General features: G+C 64.7%; 12 protein-coding genes. 8 read left to right on the forward strand and 4 right to left on the reverse strand.

The features are described 5' to 3' along the window. The first annotated feature begins 1 nt into the window (after window position 1). Window positions 2–3,664, forward strand: coding sequence for a transporter substrate-binding domain-containing protein (locus tag NTD88_RS15075; protein ID WP_262154771.1), 3,663 nt, complete (start codon window positions 2–4; stop codon window positions 3,662–3,664). A gap of 39 nt (window positions 3,665–3,703) precedes the next feature. Here the strand turns inward: NTD88_RS15075 and NTD88_RS15080 are convergent, their stop codons facing one another. Continuing rightward, on the reverse strand, window positions 3,704–4,048 hold the full coding sequence (locus NTD88_RS15080) for a YggL family protein (RefSeq protein ID WP_095155712.1): 345 nt from the start codon (window positions 4,046–4,048) through the stop codon (window positions 3,704–3,706). A gap of 214 nt (window positions 4,049–4,262) precedes the next feature. Between NTD88_RS15080 and dacB the strand changes: the two genes are divergently transcribed. Continuing rightward, window positions 4,263–5,711, forward strand: coding sequence for a D-alanyl-D-alanine carboxypeptidase/D-alanyl-D-alanine-endopeptidase (dacB, locus tag NTD88_RS15085; RefSeq protein ID WP_095155711.1), 1,449 nt, complete (start codon window positions 4,263–4,265; stop codon window positions 5,709–5,711). Window positions 5,712–5,722: 11 nt separating this feature from the next. Here dacB and NTD88_RS15090 read toward each other — a convergent pair whose 3' ends face one another. Beyond that, window positions 5,723–8,113 carry a diguanylate cyclase gene (locus NTD88_RS15090; RefSeq protein WP_262154772.1) on the reverse strand — a complete coding sequence of 797 codons (2,391 nt, stop codon included), beginning with the start codon at window positions 8,111–8,113 and terminating at the stop codon, window positions 5,723–5,725. Between the two features lie 98 nt (window positions 8,114–8,211). Next, window positions 8,212–10,404 (reverse strand): bifunctional 23S rRNA (guanine(2069)-N(7))-methyltransferase RlmK/23S rRNA (guanine(2445)-N(2))-methyltransferase RlmL, encoded by a 2,193-nt coding sequence (gene rlmKL, locus NTD88_RS15095; RefSeq protein ID WP_095155710.1) that lies wholly within the window; start codon window positions 10,402–10,404, stop codon window positions 8,212–8,214. 537 nt (window positions 10,405–10,941) lie between these two features. Here rlmKL and rmf point away from each other — a divergent pair. Beyond that, entirely contained in the window at window positions 10,942–11,157 is a 216-nt protein-coding gene (gene rmf / locus NTD88_RS15100; protein ID WP_010223328.1) for a ribosome modulation factor, read from the forward strand. A gap of 93 nt (window positions 11,158–11,250) precedes the next feature. On the opposite strand, the gene NTD88_RS15105 is transcribed toward rmf, so the two are convergent. Beyond that, on the reverse strand, window positions 11,251–12,276 hold the full coding sequence (locus NTD88_RS15105; protein WP_095155709.1) for a quinone-dependent dihydroorotate dehydrogenase: 1,026 nt from the start codon (window positions 12,274–12,276) through the stop codon (window positions 11,251–11,253). Between the two features lie 156 nt (window positions 12,277–12,432). Between NTD88_RS15105 and NTD88_RS15110 the strand changes: the two genes are divergently transcribed. From NTD88_RS15110 to cobA, 5 genes are all read left to right on the forward strand, one after another. Next, a complete protein-coding gene (locus NTD88_RS15110; RefSeq protein ID WP_095155708.1) occupies window positions 12,433–13,644 on the forward strand; it encodes a CmpA/NrtA family ABC transporter substrate-binding protein in 1,212 nt (403 codons plus the stop codon). 13 nt (window positions 13,645–13,657) lie between these two features. Then, the gene (locus tag NTD88_RS15115) at window positions 13,658–14,233 is read left to right on the forward strand and encodes an ANTAR domain-containing response regulator (RefSeq protein WP_095155707.1); all 576 of its coding nucleotides are present in this window, start codon (window positions 13,658–13,660) and stop codon (window positions 14,231–14,233) included. 184 nt (window positions 14,234–14,417) lie between these two features. After that, entirely contained in the window at window positions 14,418–15,629 is a 1,212-nt protein-coding gene (locus NTD88_RS15120) for a nitrate/nitrite transporter (RefSeq protein ID WP_095155706.1), read from the forward strand. Window positions 15,630–15,638: 9 nt separating this feature from the next. Next, window positions 15,639–17,309 (forward strand): bifunctional protein-serine/threonine kinase/phosphatase, encoded by a 1,671-nt coding sequence (locus NTD88_RS15125; protein WP_262130937.1) that lies wholly within the window; start codon window positions 15,639–15,641, stop codon window positions 17,307–17,309. 28 nt (window positions 17,310–17,337) lie between these two features. After that, window positions 17,338–18,081 (forward strand): uroporphyrinogen-III C-methyltransferase, encoded by a 744-nt coding sequence (cobA, locus tag NTD88_RS15130; RefSeq protein WP_262154773.1) that lies wholly within the window; start codon window positions 17,338–17,340, stop codon window positions 18,079–18,081. The last annotated feature ends 7 nt before the right edge of the window (window positions 18,082–18,088 follow it).

The following is an 18,088-nucleotide window of genomic DNA, read 5'->3' on the forward strand; positions in this document are numbered from 1 at the left end:
CATGCTCAAGTCCATGCTGCTCGGCCTGCTGCTGGTCATGGCCTGCCTGAGCCCCGCGCTGGCAGACGACATCGGCGAGACCCACTACAAGCTGCTCAGCCGAAGCACCCAGATGCCGCTGGGCATCTCCCTGACGCCGGCCCAGCAAGCCTGGATCCAGACCCGCCGTGAACTGGTGCTGGGCACCTCGGCCCCGGACTACCCGCCGTTCGACATGACCGCCAGCGGCCGTGACTACGAAGGCCTCACCGCCGACTACGCCGGGCTGCTGGGCCTGACCCTCGGGCTACCGATCAGGATCAAGCGCTACGCCAGTCGCGACCTGGCCTTGCAAGCCCTGGTGGACGGCGACATCGACCTGCTGGGCAGCGCCAACAGCTATGACGTCGCCACTGCCGGCGTGGCCCTGTCCCAGCCCTACGCCGAAGACCAACCGGTACTGGTAACCCGGGAAAACGAGACCCGGCCGCTGGATACCGGCCTGAGTGGCCTGCGCCTGAGCATGATCGCGCACTACCTGCCGCTCGCCGAAGTCCGCGCCACCTACCCCCACGCCAGCATCAGCACCTACAGCTCCTACCACCACGCCCTGAATGCCGTGGCCTTCGACCAGGCCGACGTCTTCCTCGGCGACACCGTGTCGACTCACTACCTGCTCAATCAGAGCCACCTGCAAAACCTCAAGATGGCCAACTTCGCCAAGCATGAGGCCATGGGTTTCGGCTTTGCCGTCCACCAGAGCAACGCCGTGCTGCTGACGCTGGTCAACAAGACCCTGGAAGCCGTCACCAGCAGCACCCGCGCCAGCATCTTCCGGCGCTGGAGTGCCGGCAGCAGCATCCTGCTGACCGACCGCAAGCTGCAATTGTCGCCCAGCGAAGAACTCTGGCTGGCGAAGAACCCGGTCGTAAGGGTGACCGTCGACGAGCATGCCGCACCGCTGACCTTCTTCGACAAGTCCGGCAACCTGCGGGGCATCGCCGCCGACCTGCTCGAACTGATTCGCCTGCGCACCGGCCTGCAATTCGAAATCCGCCGCAGCAGCGGCATCAGCGACATGATCGATCAGTTGAACCATGGCCATGCCGACATGATCGCGGCGATCTCCTACAGCCCCGAGCGCGCCGCCACCTTGACCATCAGCCGGCCCTACCTGGAAAACTCCTACGTGCTGGTCACCCGCGACGGCAAGGACGCGCCCCAGTCCCTCGAACAACTGCAAGGCCGGCGCCTGGCGGTCACCCGCGGCAATATCCTCAACGAAAACATTCGCAAGCTGTACCCCGACATTCAGCTGGTGGCCACCGAAGACATCGCCGCGGCCGCCTCATTGCTCGCACACCGTCAGGTCGACGGCATGGTCATGGCCCTGATCAACGCCAATTTCAACCTGACCACCCAGCGCGACCTGGTGATCCGCTCCACCGTCAGCGATGCCTCGGCCACCTTCTCCCTGGCGACCTCGCGCAACGCCCACGAACTCGCCTCGATCCTCGACAAAGCGCTGACCAGCATCGTCCCCGAGGAAATGGGCATCATCAACAGTCGCTGGCGCGCCTACAGCGGCAACACCTATTCCTACTGGCAGAGCTACCAGCAGACCATCCTCAAAGTGATCCTCGGCACCTTGGTCCTGCTGCTGCTGTCACTGGCCTGGAATGCCTGGATGCGCCGCCAGATCAAACAGCGCGAGGCCGCTGAACGCGCACTCAACGACCAGCTCGAATTCATGCGCGCGATGGTCAACGGCACGCCCCACCCGATCTATGTCCGCGACCGCGACGGCCTGCTGCAGACCTGCAACGAAAGCTACCTGCAGGCCCTCGGCGCCGGGCCCGAAGATGTCCTCGGCAAATCCATCGACGACGCCCCTCTGGGTGGCTCGGACGATGCGCGGAAAATCCAGGCCGACTACCTGCGGGTCATGAACGAAGGCCGCTCGCTGATCCTCGACCGGCCACTGATGATGAAGAACGTCGAACTGACGATCTACCACTGGATCCTGCCGTACCGCGACTCCCTCGGCGAAGTCAAAGGCATCATCGGCGGCTGGCTGGACATCAGCGAGCGCCGCCAACTGGTCCACGACCTGCGCCTGGCCAAGGAGCAGGCCGATGCCGCCAGCCGCGCCAAAAGTACCTTCCTCGCAACCATGAGCCACGAAATCCGCACGCCGATGAATGCCCTGATCGGCATGCTCGAACTGGCGCTCAAGCGCCCCGACGGGCAGCCCATGGATCGCCCGGCCATCGAAGTCGCCTACCATTCGGCGCGGGACCTGCTGTCGCTGATCGGCGATATCCTCGACATCGCCCGCATCGAATCCGGGCACCTGAACCTCAGCCCCGAACGGGTCGACCCGGCGGAGCTGGTGCAGTCCACCACCCAGGTCTTCGAAGGGATGGCGCGGCAGAAAGGCCTGGAACTGACCCTCGCCATCTCCCGCACCGCGCACCGCGACATACTGCTCGACCCCATGCGCTTCAGGCAGATCCTCTCGAACCTGGTCAGCAACGCCATCAAGTTCACCACCTGGGGCCAGGTCAAGATCGACTTGGCCATCTCCAACCTGCCCACCACGGGCGACGCCAACCGCGACGACCTGCAACTGGAACTGTCGGTCTGCGACACCGGTGTCGGCATCGCCCTGGACGACCAGCAGCGGCTGTTCCAGCCGTTCGCCCAGATAGAACCCGACAGCTCGCAAGCACGGAGCGGCAGCGGCCTGGGCCTGGTCATCAGCCGCAGCCTGTGCGAGATGATGGGCGGCAAGCTGAGCCTGTTCAGCAAGCCCGGCGAAGGCACGGAAATCCGCGTCAGCCTGCCGCTGCGCAGCCTGCCGGAGTGCCGCGAGCCCAAGCCCCAGGAGCTGGCGCCGCCGATGCCCGCTGCCGGCCTCAACGTGCTGGTGATCGACGACCACCCGGCCAACCTGCTGCTGGTGGCGCAGCAACTGGAATTCCTAGGCGTGCAATACACCTGCGTCGACAACGGCGCTCAGGGCCTGGCAATGTGCGAGTCGGCTCACTACGACGTATTCATCGTCGACTGCAACATGCCACATATGGACGGCTACCAGTTCACCCGCGCGGTACGTGCGCAGGAACAGCAACAAGGCAGGACGCCCTCGACGATTCTCGGCTACACCGCCAACGCCCAGCCGGAAGTCCGCGAGCGCTGCGAACAGGCCGGGATGAGCGACTGCCTGCTCAAACCCATCGGCTTGCACACCCTTGGCCAGCGCCTCGCCAGCGTGTCAACGCAGCCAGCAGCCACCAGCCCTCCCGCGTTGTTTGATCTCAAGGGCCTCGAACCGATCATCGGCGACTGTCCCGCAGAACTGCGCCGTCTCTTGGAAACGCTGCTGCGCAGCAGCCCGGAAGACCAGCAACGGCTGCAGGAAATCGACACCCATGGCGACCCGCTACCGTTGCAGAATATCGCCCACCAGATTCTCGGGGTGGCACGCATCGTCCAGGCCGAAGCGCTGATGCTGGCCTGTGAAAAGCTTGAGGAAGTCTGTGAGCGGTTCGCACCGGAGCCGGTGCTGAGGCGCCGCAAGCGGCAAGTGCTGTATCAGATGAGACGGGTCGACGAGACCCTGCGGCAAACTCTGGCGAGCCTGCCAGAATCGACGGACGTCGATCAGGAAGGAAAAGACTGAAACGAACGCGGCAGCCACCAGGGCTGCCGCATTTGCTTGTCAGGCAACCGGGTGGACCGGTTTTTCCGGGTACCAGGCGTCCAGCAGCGGGCTGATTTCGATCTTGGTCAGCTCGCCACGGCCTTTCAGCCAGGCTTCAACGGTAGCGCGCTGCTCTTCGGTAGCCGAGCCACGCTTGGCCGAGCAGACCAGACCGAAGTCATCACCGCCGACATAGTCCAGACCGTTGGCATCCATAGCCTCGGTCAGGAAGGCGTCGAGGAAGGCGTCGATGGCTTCATCGCTCAGGTCTTCCTTGAATTCCAGGTTCAGTTCGAAACCCAGCTCCTGGAATTCATCCACACAGAGTTTTTTGCGCAGACGGCGGGAACGGTTGGTAGCCATGAAACAATCCTCTTGAGTATTAACGCGCGGCACTTTAACAGCTTCGCCCGTGCACTGCCCGATAAAACCCGACAATCCGCCACACGGACGCGCATTCGCGGCGCACGCGGGCGCAGGCTTGGGGCATAATGCGCGCTATCATTTTTTCATGCCGGGGCCATCATCCTGTTCAGCCCCGTTTTTTTCACCCCTCGCCCGCAGGGTTTCAGTGCTTATGACCCCATCCCTTCGCTCGCTGTTGTTCGCCGGTCTGCTCCTGCCACTCGCGCTGCCGGCCCATGCCGTCCCCGTCAGTAACACGCTGCCGCCCAAGGTCCAGCAAGCCCTCAAGAGCAACAAACTCCAGGATTCAGCCCTCTCGCTGGTGATGCTGCCGCTCAACGGCCCGGGCACCCCGACCATTTTCAACGCCGACGTCTCGGTCAACCCGGCCTCCACCATGAAGCTGGTGACCACCTACGCCGCCCTGGAAATGCTCGGCCCCACCTACCAGTGGAAAACCGAGTTCTACAGCGACGGCCCGCTGAGCAACGGTGTGCTCAACGGCAACCTGTACCTCAAGGGCGGTGGCGACCCCAAGCTGAACATGGAAAAGCTCTGGCTGCTGATGCGTGACCTGCGCGCCAATGGCGTGCAGACCATCACCGGCGACCTGGTGCTGGACCGCAGCCACTTCATCCAGCCGCAACTGCCGCAGTTCAACGACGATGGCGGCGATGAGAACAAGCCGTTCCTGGTCAAGCCCGACTCGCTGCTGGTCAATCTCAAGGCCTTGCGCTTCGTCGCCCGCAATGACGGTGGCCGAGTACTGGTCTCGGTCGAGCCGCCGATTGCCAGCATCCGCATCGACAACCAGGTCAAGGCCCTGCCGAGCAAGCAGTGCACCGGCGAAGTCCGCTACAACCCGGTGGTCCAGGCCGACGGCGTGACGGTAACGGTCACCGGCCAGCTGGGCGAAGGCTGCAACTCGCAGACCTACCTCTCGCTGCTCGATCACCCGACCTACGCCGCCGGCGCCGTACGGGCGATCTGGAACGAACTGGGCGGCACCATCCAGGGCCGCGACCGCGTCGAGGACGTGCCGAAAAGCGCACGCCTGCTGGCCCGCGCTTTCTCCCCTGATCTGGTGGAGATCATTCGCGACATCAACAAGTACAGCAACAACACCATGGCCCAGCAGTTGTTCCTGAGCCTTGGCGCGCGCTTCCGTACCGATGCCGACGGCGACGACGCCCGCGCCGCGCAGCGAGTCGTGCGCCAGTGGCTGGCGAAGAAAGGCATCACCGCTTCGCACCTGGTAATGGAGAACGGCTCCGGCCTGTCCCGTGCCGAACGGGTCAGCGCGCGGGAAATGGCCACGCTGCTGCAAGCCGCCTGGAAAAGTCCGTACGCCGCCGAGTTCATCAGCTCGTTGCCGCTGACCGGCATGGACGGCACCATGCGCAAGCGCCTCAAGCGCACCGCCATGGCTGGCGAAGCACACATCAAGACCGGCACCCTGAACACCGTGCGTGCCATCTCCGGCTTCAGCCGCGACAGCAACGGCACCACCTGGGCAGTCACGGCGATCCTCAACGATCCACGTCCGTGGGGCGCTTCAGCGGTGCTCGACCAGATCCTGCTGGACCTTTACAAGCAGCCGAAAGTGGCCGGCACCGAGTAAATACGCCGGGGTCAGAACTGTTCGGCTTCGACCCTGTCGCGGCCGCCCTGCTTGGCCAGGTAGACCCCGGAATCGGCACGCAGCAACAAGGCATCGGCGCCCTCACCGGGGCGCCAGCCCGCCACACCGAAGCTGGCGGTGACCCGGCCGACGCCGTCCACCGGCACGCTGCGCAGCCCCTGCCACAACTCCAGCGCCAGTGAGTGCGCCTGGGCGGCATTGCTACCCGGGCAAAGCACCATGAACTCCTCCCCTCCCAGCCGACAGAACACGTCGGTACGCCGCAAACGGTGGCTGATGCGCTGACACAGGTTTTGCAGCACGTGATCGCCGATGGCATGGCCGTACTGGTCGTTGATGTGCTTGAAGTGGTCGATATCCAGCATGATCACCGCCAGGTCCTGGCCACCGCGCTGGGCCCGCTCCAGCTCGGTCTTCAGGCGTTCCTGGAAGTAGCGGCGGTTGTGGATGCCGGTCAGCGAGTCGGTGACCGACAACGCGCGCAGCTCTTCCTCGACCCGCTTCAGGTCGGAGATATCCGTGAGGTAGCCGTGCCACAAGGTGCCACCATCCGGCAGCGACTCCGGCGTCGCCTCACCGCGAACCCAGCGCAGTCCGGCCTTGGGCAACTGCACCCGGTACTCCTCGCGCCAAGGCGTCAGTTGCTCGGCGGATTCGCGAATGGAATCACGGACCCTGCCCAGGTCATCCGGGTGGACGCGCTCGAACACCGCAGTGGCGTCCTGACGCAGCAGCATCAGGTCGACTTCATAGATATCGCGCAAGCCTTCGCTGGCGTAACTGAAGCAGGAGCTGCCATCAGGATCGAGACGGAACTGGTAGATCCCGCCGGGAACCTGCGCGGTGAGGTTTTCCAGCAACTTGTCCCGGGCCTCGAGGGCTTCGTGCACGCGCTTGCGCTCGGTGATATCGATGCAGATCGCAAGATGGCCAACCCACAACCCGTATTCGTCCAGCACTGCGGTCACCAGCATGTTCGCCGACAAGTGCGTGCCGTCCTTGCGTCGCAACGTCCACTCGCCGGGTTCTTCGTCGATGTCCGGGACACTGTCCACCAGCATCGCCTGGCTGCTGCTGATCTCGCGTCCGAAGCGCAGGCTCATCAACCGCGCGCGCTCCTGCACCTCCTGCGGCAACAGCAGGTGTTCCAGGGTCAGTTTGCCCACCGCCTCTTCGCTGCTGTAGCCAAGCATGCGCTCGGCGCCGGCATTGAAGGTGCTGATCTGTCCATGCAGGTCAGTGGCGATGATCGCCACCTGGGTCGCGGCCTCCAGCACGCTGCGCAACTGGTTGTGGGTATTGCGCAGGCTCTCTTCGCTGATACGCAGTTCTGCGGTGCGCTGCTCCACCAGGGTGAGGGCGCGCTGGCGCTGACTGAACAGGCTGAACAACAGGGCGCTGAGCAACAGGCTCAACAACCCGCCGAGAAACGCCACCGCCGTGGCCGACGAGCGATCGCCGTCGAGGAACACCTTGCTGGGGAACATGTTGAGTTGGTAGGAACGGTCGCCAAGGTGGAGCACCTGACGCATCTCCAGCGGCGAGTCGCCCACGGTATTGCCCGACTGGAACAGCGCCTCGGGCTCACCCTCGGCGGAGAGGTCGAGGATCCGCACCACCAGGTTGTCGTCCTCGGCGCTGGGCAAGCCGTCGGCCATCAACTGGCGCATGCTCAGCACCGCCATTACATAACCCTTTGGCGCGGGGTCGGGCTGTTGCGGTGCGAACACCGGCGCCACCATGAGCATGCCGCGGGCGTAGGCCGGATCGACGCCAATCAGGTCGTACGGCGCCGACACCGCGATCGATCCGGGCGTCGAGGCGCGGATCAAGGCGTCGCGACGCACCGACTGCGACAGCAGGTCGAAACCCAAGGGCGGCGGCAGTTGGCTGAGGGTCTGACTGAACAGCACCGGGTAATACACCGGACGCACCTGAGAGGGTTGCAGCACGCCGCCCTCACCGAGTTCGCGGATGCTGAAATCGCGGCCGAGCAACTCCCGGGTCTGCCGCTCGAAATCGGCGCGCTGCGCCTGGCTGACCCGCGGTGCCCAGGAATAGGCCTGGGAGCGGTGCAGCAAAGGCCTCACGTAACCGTCGAATTCGTCGCGGGTGATTTCCTGGGCGTAGACGAAGAAACGCCGCAGGCTGTCGAGGCGTTGCGTCTGGTCTTGCAGGCGCTCTTCGATGCGGCTGAAGCGTTCATTGGCGAGGAGTTCGAAGCGTTGCGCCAGTTGCTGCTGGTAGAGCTGCCAGGCGGCCAGTGCGAGCATGGCGGTCAACAGGCCGCCGACCACCAGCGCCACCACGGCGACCAGCCACGCGGACACCTCTTCGCTGATGAAGCCGAGCATCTTCGGGCGCAGGGTTGGGATCGACATGGTCATGACTCACAACATCGGCCCACGACGGCACTCAGGGCTCTCTTCAATAATAGCCAGTAGCCACGATCTTGAGAGTCCCGAATGCGTCATTTACTTCACCGTGCCTGGATGCGCCAGGCGCGGTGGATCTTGGTGTTGCGGGCGAAGTCTGGATCGATGGTCTGGGCGCTGATTTCCTCGATCGCGTAGCGCTCCTGCAGGTGCTCATCGAGCTGGAACTTGCGGAAGTTGTTCGAGAAGTACAGCACGCCGCCCGGCGCCAGGCGGGCTACCGCCAGGTCGAGCAGTTCGACGTGGTCACGCTGCACGTCGAACACCCCTTCCATGCGCTTGGAGTTGGAGAAGGTCGGCGGGTCGATGAAGATCAGGTCGTATTGCTCACGGTTGGCTTGCAGCCAGGCCATGACATCGCCCTGCTCCAGACGGTTCTTGTCCGAGTAGCCATTGAGCGACAGGTTGCGCCGTGCCCAGTCCAGGTAGGTTTTCGACAGGTCGACGCTGGTGGTGCTGCGCGCGCCGCCCTTGGCCGCGTGCACGCTGGCAGTGGCGGTGTAGCAGAACAGGTTGAGGAAGCGCTTGCCCGCAGCTTCGCGCTGGATACGCATGCGCATCGGACGGTGGTCGAGGAACAGACCGGTGTCCAGGTAGTCGGTGAGGTTCACCAGCAGTTTGACGCCGCCTTCACTGACCTCGGTGAACTGGCCCTGGGTGTTCTGCCGTTCGTACTGGCGGGTGCCGCTCTGACGCTCGCGGCGCTTGAGGATCACCTTGCTCTGATCAACGCCGAGGGTCTGCGGGATTGCCGCCAGCGCGTCGAACAGACGGGCCTGGGCCTTTTCCGGATCGACCGAACGCGGCGCGGCGTATTCCTGCACGTGGACCCAGCCCTGGTACAGGTCGACCGCCAGCGAGTACTCGGGCATGTCGGCGTCGTAGACGCGGTAGCAGGTGATGTGTTCGCGACGCGCCCACTTGCCCAGTTGCTTGAGGTTCTTCTGCAGGCGGTTGGCGAACATCTGCCCGCCTTCGCTCAGGCGTGCGGTCTCATTCGCCGGAGCCACCGCCGGACGCTCTTCATCCGGGTTGCGCTCGGCCGAACGGCGCTCGCCGGTCACGAACTGGTCGGGCTCGACCTTGATCAGCAGCAGCTTGCACGGCAAGGCGCCGTTCCAGAAGGCGTACTGCTTGTGGCTGCGGATGCCCATGCGCTTGCCCAGGTCCGGCGCGCCGGTGAACACCGCCGCTTCCCAGCCAAGGCAGGCCTGGCGCAGACGCTCGCCGAGGTTCTGGTAGAGGTAGAGCAGGCTGGCTTCGTCGCCCAGGCGTTCGCCGTAAGGCGGGTTGCTGATCACCAGGCCTTTCTGGTTCTGGTCCGGGCGCGGCTCGAAGGTGCCGACTTCGCCCTGGTAGATCTTCACCCAGTCGCTCAGGCCGGCGCGCTCGACGTTGTTGCGGCCCGGCTGGATCAGGCGCGGGTCGGCTTCGTAGCCGCGAATCCACAGCGGTGGACGGGCCAGACCGGCTTCGGCGCGGGCCTTGGCTTCGTCATGCACCTTGCGCCACAGCGCCGGGACGTGACCGAGCCAGGAGGTGAAGCCCCAGCGCTCGCGCTTGAGGTTGGGGGCGATATCCGCGGCGATCATCGCCGCTTCCACCAGGAACGTACCGACACCGCACATCGGGTCAGCCAGCGCGCCGCCTTCGGCAGCGATCCGCGGCCAGCCGGCGCGGATCAGTACCGCGGCGGCGAGGTTTTCCTTGAGCGGCGCGGCACCCTGCTGCAGGCGGTAACCGCGCTGGTGCAGGCTGTGGCCGGACAGGTCGAGGGAGAGGATCGCTTCACCGCGCTCAAGGCGCAGGTGGACACGCAGATCGGGGTTGAGCTTGTCGATCGACGGCCGCTCGCCCTGGGCGTTGCGCAGTTTGTCGACGATGGCGTCCTTGACCTTCAAGGCGCCGAAGTGAGTGTTGTCGATGCCCGAGCCATGACCGCTGAACTCCACGGCCAGGGTGCCGGCGGCGTCCAGGTGCTCTTGCCAGTCCACTTCGTTGACACCGTCGTACAGGTCGTCGGCGTTCTTCATGTTGAAGCGCTTGAGCACCAGCAGGACGCGGTTGGCCAGGCGCGACCAGACGCACAGGCGGTAGGCGGTTTCCATGTCGGCCGAGCCGCGCAGCGCCGAGGTGTGCTCGCGCACATCTTCAAGGCCCAGGCCGCGTGCTTCATCGGCGAGCAGGCCTTCAAGGCCTTTGGGACAGGTAAGGTAAAGTTCGAAACGGTCCGACATGAGTCATCCAGCCTTGGGCATAGTGAAGGAGCGAGCGCATCGCCCTTCGAAGTTTGATCGGGCGCCTTCGGCAAGCACCCGAGTGGCACGCGTTGACGTACCGGGCCACCCGGCGAGCCCTTCTTGCGGAAGGCAAAAAGGCTTTGATCGCCGGGCAGAATGAAAAATTCGATGGCAAAAGGTTACAAAAGTGACCCTTCGTCGTTTTTACCCACCGGTGACGAGAATGGTTCCCGACGGTGGCAATTTGATCTACAGGTCAGGCAAACCCTGATGATAGCTGGCTTTGCCCCAATTCCCGCCTTGAATCAATTTTTTACTTATCCTCTCACCCATGGAAAAGTTACGTGCTTATGACAAATTGTTCGTTCACACGTCCATCCCCATTGGTTAGAACTCAACTCAGGTTGTCACCGCAACGGGACAACACTTCAAGCTCGCCACGCCGGCAGCGAGCGCAAAACCGGCAGAAAGAATCTGCCCGACCTCACACGAGGTCGACGGGACATTACAGTCAACAAATGAGGGCAGTACCCTATGAGAAGACTTAAGCGTGATCCGTTGGAAAGAGCATTTTCACGTGGCTACCAATACGGGGTCACCGGCAAATCCCGCGAGCTTTGCCCCTTTACCCTACCGTCCGTACGCCAGGCATGGATCAATGGCTGGCGTGAGGGACGAGGTGACAACTGGGATGGCATGACCGGCACCGCAGGTATCCATAGACTCAACGAACTTCACGCCGTTGGCTGAACGAGGAGCTGAACCGAGTTACCATGCGCGCCCCATCCGGGCGGCGGGCTGAGGCCCAGGGGCCCCTTGACGGGGCCCTTTTTTATGCCCGTTTCAGCGCCCCGGCATCGCGGCGATGGCGTCCACGGCCTCGCGAATCAGCGCCGGTCCCTTGTAGATGAAACCCGAATAGATCTGCACCAGGCTCGCACCCGCCGCGATCTTCTCCGCGGCATGACGGCCTTCGGTAATCCCACCCGCAGCAATGATCGGCATCTTGCCCGCCAGTTCACCGGCCAGCACCTGGACCGTGTGGGTGCTCTTGTCCCGCACCGGCGCGCCCGACAGGCCGCCCGCCTCGTCCGCATGCTGCAGACCTTCGACGCCTTCACGGCTGAGGGTGGTGTTGGTCGCGATTACCGCGTCCATGCCCGACTCCAGCAGGGCCGACGCCACCAGTGCGGTTTCTTCGTCAGTCATGTCCGGGGCGATCTTGATCGCCAGCGGCACACGCTTGCCATGGGTCAAGGCCAATTCTTCACGGCGCACAGCCAAAGCATCCAGCAACTGCTTGAGCGAATCGCCGAACTGCAGGCTGCGCAGACCCGGGGTGTTGGGCGAGCTGACATTGACGGTGACGTAGCTGGAATGGTTGTAGACCTTGTCCAGGCAGATCAGGTAGTCGTCTACCGCGCGCTCGACCGGGGTGTCGAAGTTCTTGCCGATATTGATGCCGAGCACGCCGCGGTAATTGGACGCACGCACGCGGTTGAGCAGGTTGTCCACGCCGAGGTTGTTGAAGCCCATGCGGTTGATGATCGCCTCGGCCTCGGGCAGACGGAACAGTCGTGGTTTCGGGTTGCCCGGTTGCGGACGCGGGGTCACGGTACCGATCTCGACGAAACCGAAGCCCAGTTGACCGAAGCCGTCGATGGCCGCGCCGTTCTTGTCCAGCCCCGCCGCCAGACCCACCGGGTTGGCGAACTCCAGGCCCAGGACCTTTACCGGCAAGCGCGCCGGCGCCTTGGTCAACAGCCCGTTGAGGCCCAGACGGCCACCGGCACCGATCAGGTCCAGCGACAGGTCATGGGAGGTTTCCGGGGACAGTTTGAACAACAGCTGGCGGGCCAGGTTATACATGGGCGGGCTTGGCTCAAGGTGTGGAGAGGCGGCGATTATAGCCAGCCCCGGGTTGCGGCGACAGGGCCTTGGCATATGCGTTGCTTGACTCCACCCACAGGGCCGCCGCGCAACCCGCGCCGGCCGCCGCTTTATCTGCCGGGCGATCCCACCGCGATGAATGACATTCCCTCCTCCCCCCTGGCCTGGCTGCATGGCAGCGATGCCCCGGAAAAGACCAGCCTGAATATCGGCTTCATGGCCCTGAGCGACTGCGCTTCGCTGGTGGTCGCCGCGACCCAGGGCTTCGCCCAGCCCCACGGCCTGACCTTGAACCTCAAACGCCAAAGTTCCTGGGCCGGCCTGCGCGACGGCCTGCTCAGTGGCGAACTGGATGCCGCGCACTGCCTGTATGGCCTGACCTACGCCGTGCACCTGGGCATTGGCGGTGTCGGCGCCACACCGATGGCGGTGCTGATGGGCCTGAACCATAACGGCCAGAGCATCAACCTGTCGCCCGCCCTGCAAGCGCAAGGTGTGGGCAATCCCGAGGCACTCGAACGCCGCGTGCACCAAAGTCAGGCAAAACTCACCTTCGCACAGACGTTTCCCACCGGCACGCACGCCATGTGGCTGTATTACTGGCTCGCCAGCCAGGGCATTCATCCATTGCATGACGTCAACAGCGTGGTAGTCCCGCCGGCGCAAATGCTCACCCACCTGCGCGCCGGGCGCATCGACGGTTTCTGCGTCGGCGAGCCGTGGTCGGCCAATGCGGTGAACCAGGGCATGGGCTTCACCCTGGCGACCAGCCAGTCGATCTGGCCCGATCACCCGGAAAAAGTCCTCGGCACCACCCGCGCGTTCGTCGAGCAGTACCCCAACACCGCGCGGGCGCTGGTGTCGTCGATCCTCGCGGCGAGCCGCTTTATCGAAGAAAGCCCGGAAAACCGCCACGCCACCGCGCAATTACTGAGCGCCGACAACTACCTCGACACCCCGCTGAGCGATATCGAACCGCGCATGCAGGGCGACTACGCGGACGGCCTCGGCAACAATTGGCACGACGCCCACGGCCTGAGCCTGCACAACAATGGCCTGGCCAACTTCCCGTACCTGTCCGACGCCATGTGGTTCATGACCCAGTTCCGCCGCTGGGGCCTGCTGCGCGAAGACCCGGACTACCTCGGCGTCGCCAGCCAGGTGCAGCAACTGAGCCTGTACCGTGATGCCGCCGCCAGCATGGGTGTCGAGTGTCCGTCGGCGTCGATGCGCAGCAGCCAGTTGATCGATGGAACGGTCTGGGACGGCTCCGACCCACGGGGCTATGCCCACGGATTCCGCCTGCACGCCCTGGCCGACCAGCCAGCGGCGCAGGCCGGTCGCTGAGAGGGCCGCCCAGATGCTGCGAATCCTGTTGATCGATGACACCGAAAAGAAAGTCGGCCGGCTCAAGGCCGCCCTTGTCGAAGCCGGCTTCGAGGTCATCGAAGAATCCGGCCTGACCATTGACCTGCCGGCACGCGTCGAAACGGTGCGGCCGGACGTGATCCTGATCGATACCGAGTCACCGGGGCGTGACGTCATGGACCAGGTGGTGCTGGTCAGCCGCGACCTGCCGCGACCGATCGTGATGTTTACCGACGAGCACGACCCGAGCGTGATGCGCCAGGCGATCCAGGCCGGAGTCAGCGCCTACATCGTCGAAGGCATCCACGCCCGCCGCCTGCAGCCGATTCTCGACGTGGCCATGGCCCGCTTCGAGAGCGACCAGGCGCTCAAGGCCCAGCTTCACGCCCGCGACCAGCAACTGGCCGAGCGCAAGCGCATCGAACTGGCCAAAGGGCTGCTGATGAAAATGAAGGACTGCAACGAGGAAGAGGCCTACACCCTGATGCGGCGCCAGGCCATGAGCAAACAGCAGAAGCTGATTCAGGTGGCGGAGCAGATCATTGCGATGAATGACTTGCTGGGTTGACCTGTGGGCCTTGGGGTCCGCAGATCAACCCAAGTAGAAGAAACTGGCCCACCTCTTGCTTTGATCCACCCCGGTAGCCAACGGCGGTTGCCCCCAAACATTCGACAAAGACGTCGCTCTCCCCCTCGCCCCCAACGCGAGCCGGGAAGCGGCGTTTTTTTGTTTCAGCCCCGTGAGGTGTCCCATGAATACAAGCTTCTGGAAATCCGGGCATGTCCCGACCCTGTTTGCCGCGTTCCTGTATTTCGACCTGAGCTTCATGGTCTGGTACCTGCTCGGACCGCTGGCGGTGCAGATTGCCGCCGACCTGCAACTGACCACGCAACAGCGCGGGCTGATGGTCGCCACGCCGATTCTCGCCGGTGCAGTGTTGCGCTTCGTCATGGGCGTGCTGGTGGATCGCCTGTCGCCGAAGACCGCCGGGCTGATCGGCCAGGTGATCGTCATCGTCGCGCTGTTCTGCGCCTGGAAGCTGGGCATCCACAGCTACGGCGACGCCCTGCTGCTCGGGGTGTTCCTCGGGGTTGCCGGGGCCTCTTTCGCGGTGTCGCTGCCGCTGGCTTCGCAGTGGTATCCGCCACAGCACCAGGGCAAGGCCATGGGCATTGCCGGCGCGGGCAACTCCGGCACCGTGTTCGCCGCACTGCTGGCGCCGGTGCTGGCCGCCAGCTTCGGCTGGAACAACGTGTTCGGCTTCGCCGTGCTGCCACTGCTGCTGACCCTGGTGCTATTCGCCCTGCTGGCGCGCAACGCTCCGCAACGGCCCAAGCCCAAGGCCGTGGCCGATTACCTCAAGGCCCTCGGCGACCGCGACAGCTGGTGGTTCATGTTCTTCTACAGCGTGACCTTCGGCGGCTTCATCGGCCTGGCCAGCGCCCTGCCCGGCTATTTCAACGACCAGTACGGGCTCGACCCGGTCAAGGCCGGCTACTACACCGCTGCCTGCGTCTTCGCCGGCAGCCTGATGCGCCCGCTGGGCGGCGCCCTGGCCGACCGTTTCGGCGGCATTCGCACCCTGCTGGCGATGTACAGCGTGGCGGCTGTCTGCATCGCGGCGGTGGGTTTCAACCTGCCCAGCTCGGTGGCGGCGCTGGCGTTGTTCGTCTCCGCCATGCTCGGCCTCGGTGCCGGCAACGGCGCGGTGTTCCAACTGGTGCCGCAGCGCTTCCGCCAGGAAATCGGCGTGATGACCGGGCTGATCGGCATGGCCGGCGGCATCGGCGGCTTCCTGCTGGCGGCGGGCCTGGGGACCATCAAGCAGTACAGCGGTGACTATCAGTTGGGCCTGTGGCTGTTCGCCAGCCTCGGCGTACTGGCGTGGTTCGGCCTGCATGGCGTGAAACGCCGCTGGCGCACCACCTGGGGCTCGGCCGCCGTCACCGCGGCGCGGGTCTGAGCCGAGGCCATGGCCCTGCAACTGAGCATCGCCCAGGCCAGCGCCAGCGGTCCGCGAGAGGAAAACCAGGACGCCACGCGACTGGTCACCCCCGCGGCAGAGCTGGCCGCCAGCAAGGGCTACCTGTTCGCCCTCGCCGACGGTGTCAGCCAGTGCGCCGACGGCGGGCTGGCGGCCCGGGCCAGCCTGCAATCGCTGGCGCTGGACTACTACGCCACGCCGCCCACCTGGGGCGTGGCACAAGCGCTGGACCGCCTGCTGCTGGCGCAGAACCGTTGGCTGCGCGCCAACGGTGGCGGCCAGCCGCTGCTGACCACCCTGAGTGCGCTGGTGCTGCGCGGCCAGCGTTTCACCCTCGCCCATGTCGGCGACTGCCGGGTCTACCGCTGGCACGCCGACCACTTGCAGCGCATCAGCCAGGACCATGTCTGGGACCAGCCAGGCATGCAGCACGTGCTCAAGCGCGCGCTGGGACTGGATGAGCACCTGCTGGTGGACTACCTGGAAGGCGAACTGCGCTGCCACGAAAGTTTCGTGATGCTGAGCGACGGGGTCTGGAGCACGCTCAACGAACAGCAGATCGGCGCAGTGCTGCGCGAAGCCGCTGATCTGGAAGAAGCCTGCAACACGCTGGTGCGCATGGCCCACCTGGCCGGCAGCCAGGACAACGCCAGCGCTGTGCTGGTGCGGGTCGAACAACTCGGCGCAAACAGCCTCGGCGACACCCTGGCGCAGTTGCAGCAATGGCCGCTGCCGCCCGCTTTACGCCCTGGCCAGACATTTGAAGGCTGGCAGGTGGAATGCGTGCTCGGCCAAAGCCGCCAGTCGCTGCTGTACCGGGTTCGCGACCGCCAGCAGCAACCCTGGCTGCTCAAGACCCTGCCCGCCAACCGCGACCAGGATGTCGCGGCACAGCAGGGCTTGCTGATGGAGGAATGGTTTCTGCGCCGGGTCGCCGGGCGCAGCTTTCCCGAGGTACACCCCGGTAGCCAGCGTCAGCACCTGTATTACCTGATGCGCGAATACCCCGGCCTGACTCTGGCGCAGCACGTCGAACAACAGGGGTTACTGGCCCTGCCGCAGTGGCTGGACATCGCCCGGCAAACCCTGCGCGCTGTGGGCATGCTGCACCGGCGCAATATTCTTCACCGCGACATCAAGCCGGAGAACCTGCACCTGGGCAATGACGGCCAGGTGCGCCTGCTGGATTTCGGTCTCGCATACTGCCCGGGGCTCTCCGAAGACGGTGCCCACGACCTGCCCGGAACCCCTTCATTCATAGCCCCGGAAGCTTTTCAGGGACACGGCCCTACCGTGCAGCAGGATCTCTATGCGGTAGGCGTAACCCTGTTTTACCTGCTCACCGGCCACTATCCCTACGGCGAGATCGAAGCGTTCCAGCACCCGCGCTTCGGCACACCGGCCAGCGCCGCACGGCTGCGCCCGGACCTGCCGGACTGGCTGGAGCGCAGCCTGGCGCAGGCGCTGAACAGCGACCCTCGGCAACGCTTCGAAACCGCCGAGCAATGGCTATTGCTGCTCGAACAAGGCGAACACCAACCCCAGGCCCTGCGCCCACGTCCGTTGCTGGAGCGCGAGCCGCTGAAAGTCTGGCGCGGCCTGGCGCTGCTGTCGTTGCTGCTCAACCTGATACTGCTGATCAGCCTGCTAAAGGCCTGACAACCCCTGACCTGACGAGGAACCGCTCATGAACGCAAAAATCTGGCTGGTGGGTGCCGGCCCCGGCGACCCGGAGTTGCTGACCCTCAAGGCCGTGCGTGCGCTGCGCGAGGCCGAGGTGGTCATGCTCGATGATCTGGTCAACCCGGCAATCCTCGAGCACTGCCCGCAGGCGCGGGTGATCCGGGTCGGCAAACGCGGCGGCTGCCGCTCCACGCCGCAAGCGTTCATCCAGCGCCTGATGCTGCGTCACGCCCGCCAGGGTCGCTGCGTGGTCAGGCTCAAGGGTGGCGATCCCTGCGTCTTCGGTCGGGGCGGCGAAGAAGCCGCATGGCTGCAGACCCGCGGTGTCGAGGTGGAACTGGTCAATGGCATTACCGCCGGTCTGGCTGGCGCAACCCACTGCGGTATTCCGCTGACCCTGCGCGGGGTCAGTCGCGGCGTTACGCTGGTGACCGCCCACACTCAGGATGACAGCAGCCTGAACTGGCAGGCACTGGCGCAAAGCGGCATGACCCTGGTGGTGTACATGGGCGTGGCCCGGCTGATCGATATCCAGCAAGGGCTGTTGGCGGGTGGTATGAGCAAGGAAACGCCGGTGGCGATGATCGAAAACGCTTCGCTACCGCAGCAACGGGAATGCCGCAGCCAGCTTCAGTGCATGGCAGTAGATGCCGCGGCCTTCGAGCTCAAGAGCCCGGCGATCCTGGTCATCGGCGAGGTTGTGAGTGGCGCGATTGCCAGCCTGGAACTGGAGCGCGAGGCGGGCTGAGGGGTAA

Origin of the sequence: Pseudomonas sp. 20P_3.2_Bac5 (assembly GCF_025466035.1) — a bacterium.
Classification (GTDB): domain Bacteria; phylum Pseudomonadota; class Gammaproteobacteria; order Pseudomonadales; family Pseudomonadaceae; genus Aquipseudomonas.

What these genes read in the sequence shown, in the direction of transcription:
- NTD88_RS15075 (WP_262154771.1), top strand. Translation starts at nt 2, where the DNA reads ATGCTCAAGTCCATGCTGCTCGGCCTGCTGCTGGTCATGGCCTGCCTG.
- NTD88_RS15080 (WP_095155712.1), bottom strand. Translation starts at nt 4,048, where the DNA reads ATGGCTACCAACCGTTCCCGCCGTCTGCGCAAAAAACTCTGTGTGGAT.
- dacB (WP_095155711.1), top strand. Translation starts at nt 4,263, where the DNA reads ATGACCCCATCCCTTCGCTCGCTGTTGTTCGCCGGTCTGCTCCTGCCA.
- NTD88_RS15090 (WP_262154772.1), bottom strand. Translation starts at nt 8,113, where the DNA reads ATGTCGATCCCAACCCTGCGCCCGAAGATGCTCGGCTTCATCAGCGAA.
- rlmKL (WP_095155710.1), bottom strand. Translation starts at nt 10,404, where the DNA reads ATGTCGGACCGTTTCGAACTTTACCTTACCTGTCCCAAAGGCCTTGAA.
- rmf (WP_010223328.1), top strand. Translation starts at nt 10,942, where the DNA reads ATGAGAAGACTTAAGCGTGATCCGTTGGAAAGAGCATTTTCACGTGGC.
- NTD88_RS15105 (WP_095155709.1), bottom strand. Translation starts at nt 12,276, where the DNA reads ATGTATAACCTGGCCCGCCAGCTGTTGTTCAAACTGTCCCCGGAAACC.
- NTD88_RS15110 (WP_095155708.1), top strand. Translation starts at nt 12,433, where the DNA reads ATGAATGACATTCCCTCCTCCCCCCTGGCCTGGCTGCATGGCAGCGAT.
- NTD88_RS15115 (WP_095155707.1), top strand. Translation starts at nt 13,658, where the DNA reads ATGCTGCGAATCCTGTTGATCGATGACACCGAAAAGAAAGTCGGCCGG.
- NTD88_RS15120 (WP_095155706.1), top strand. Translation starts at nt 14,418, where the DNA reads ATGAATACAAGCTTCTGGAAATCCGGGCATGTCCCGACCCTGTTTGCC.
- NTD88_RS15125 (WP_262130937.1), top strand. Translation starts at nt 15,639, where the DNA reads ATGGCCCTGCAACTGAGCATCGCCCAGGCCAGCGCCAGCGGTCCGCGA.
- cobA (WP_262154773.1), top strand. Translation starts at nt 17,338, where the DNA reads ATGAACGCAAAAATCTGGCTGGTGGGTGCCGGCCCCGGCGACCCGGAG.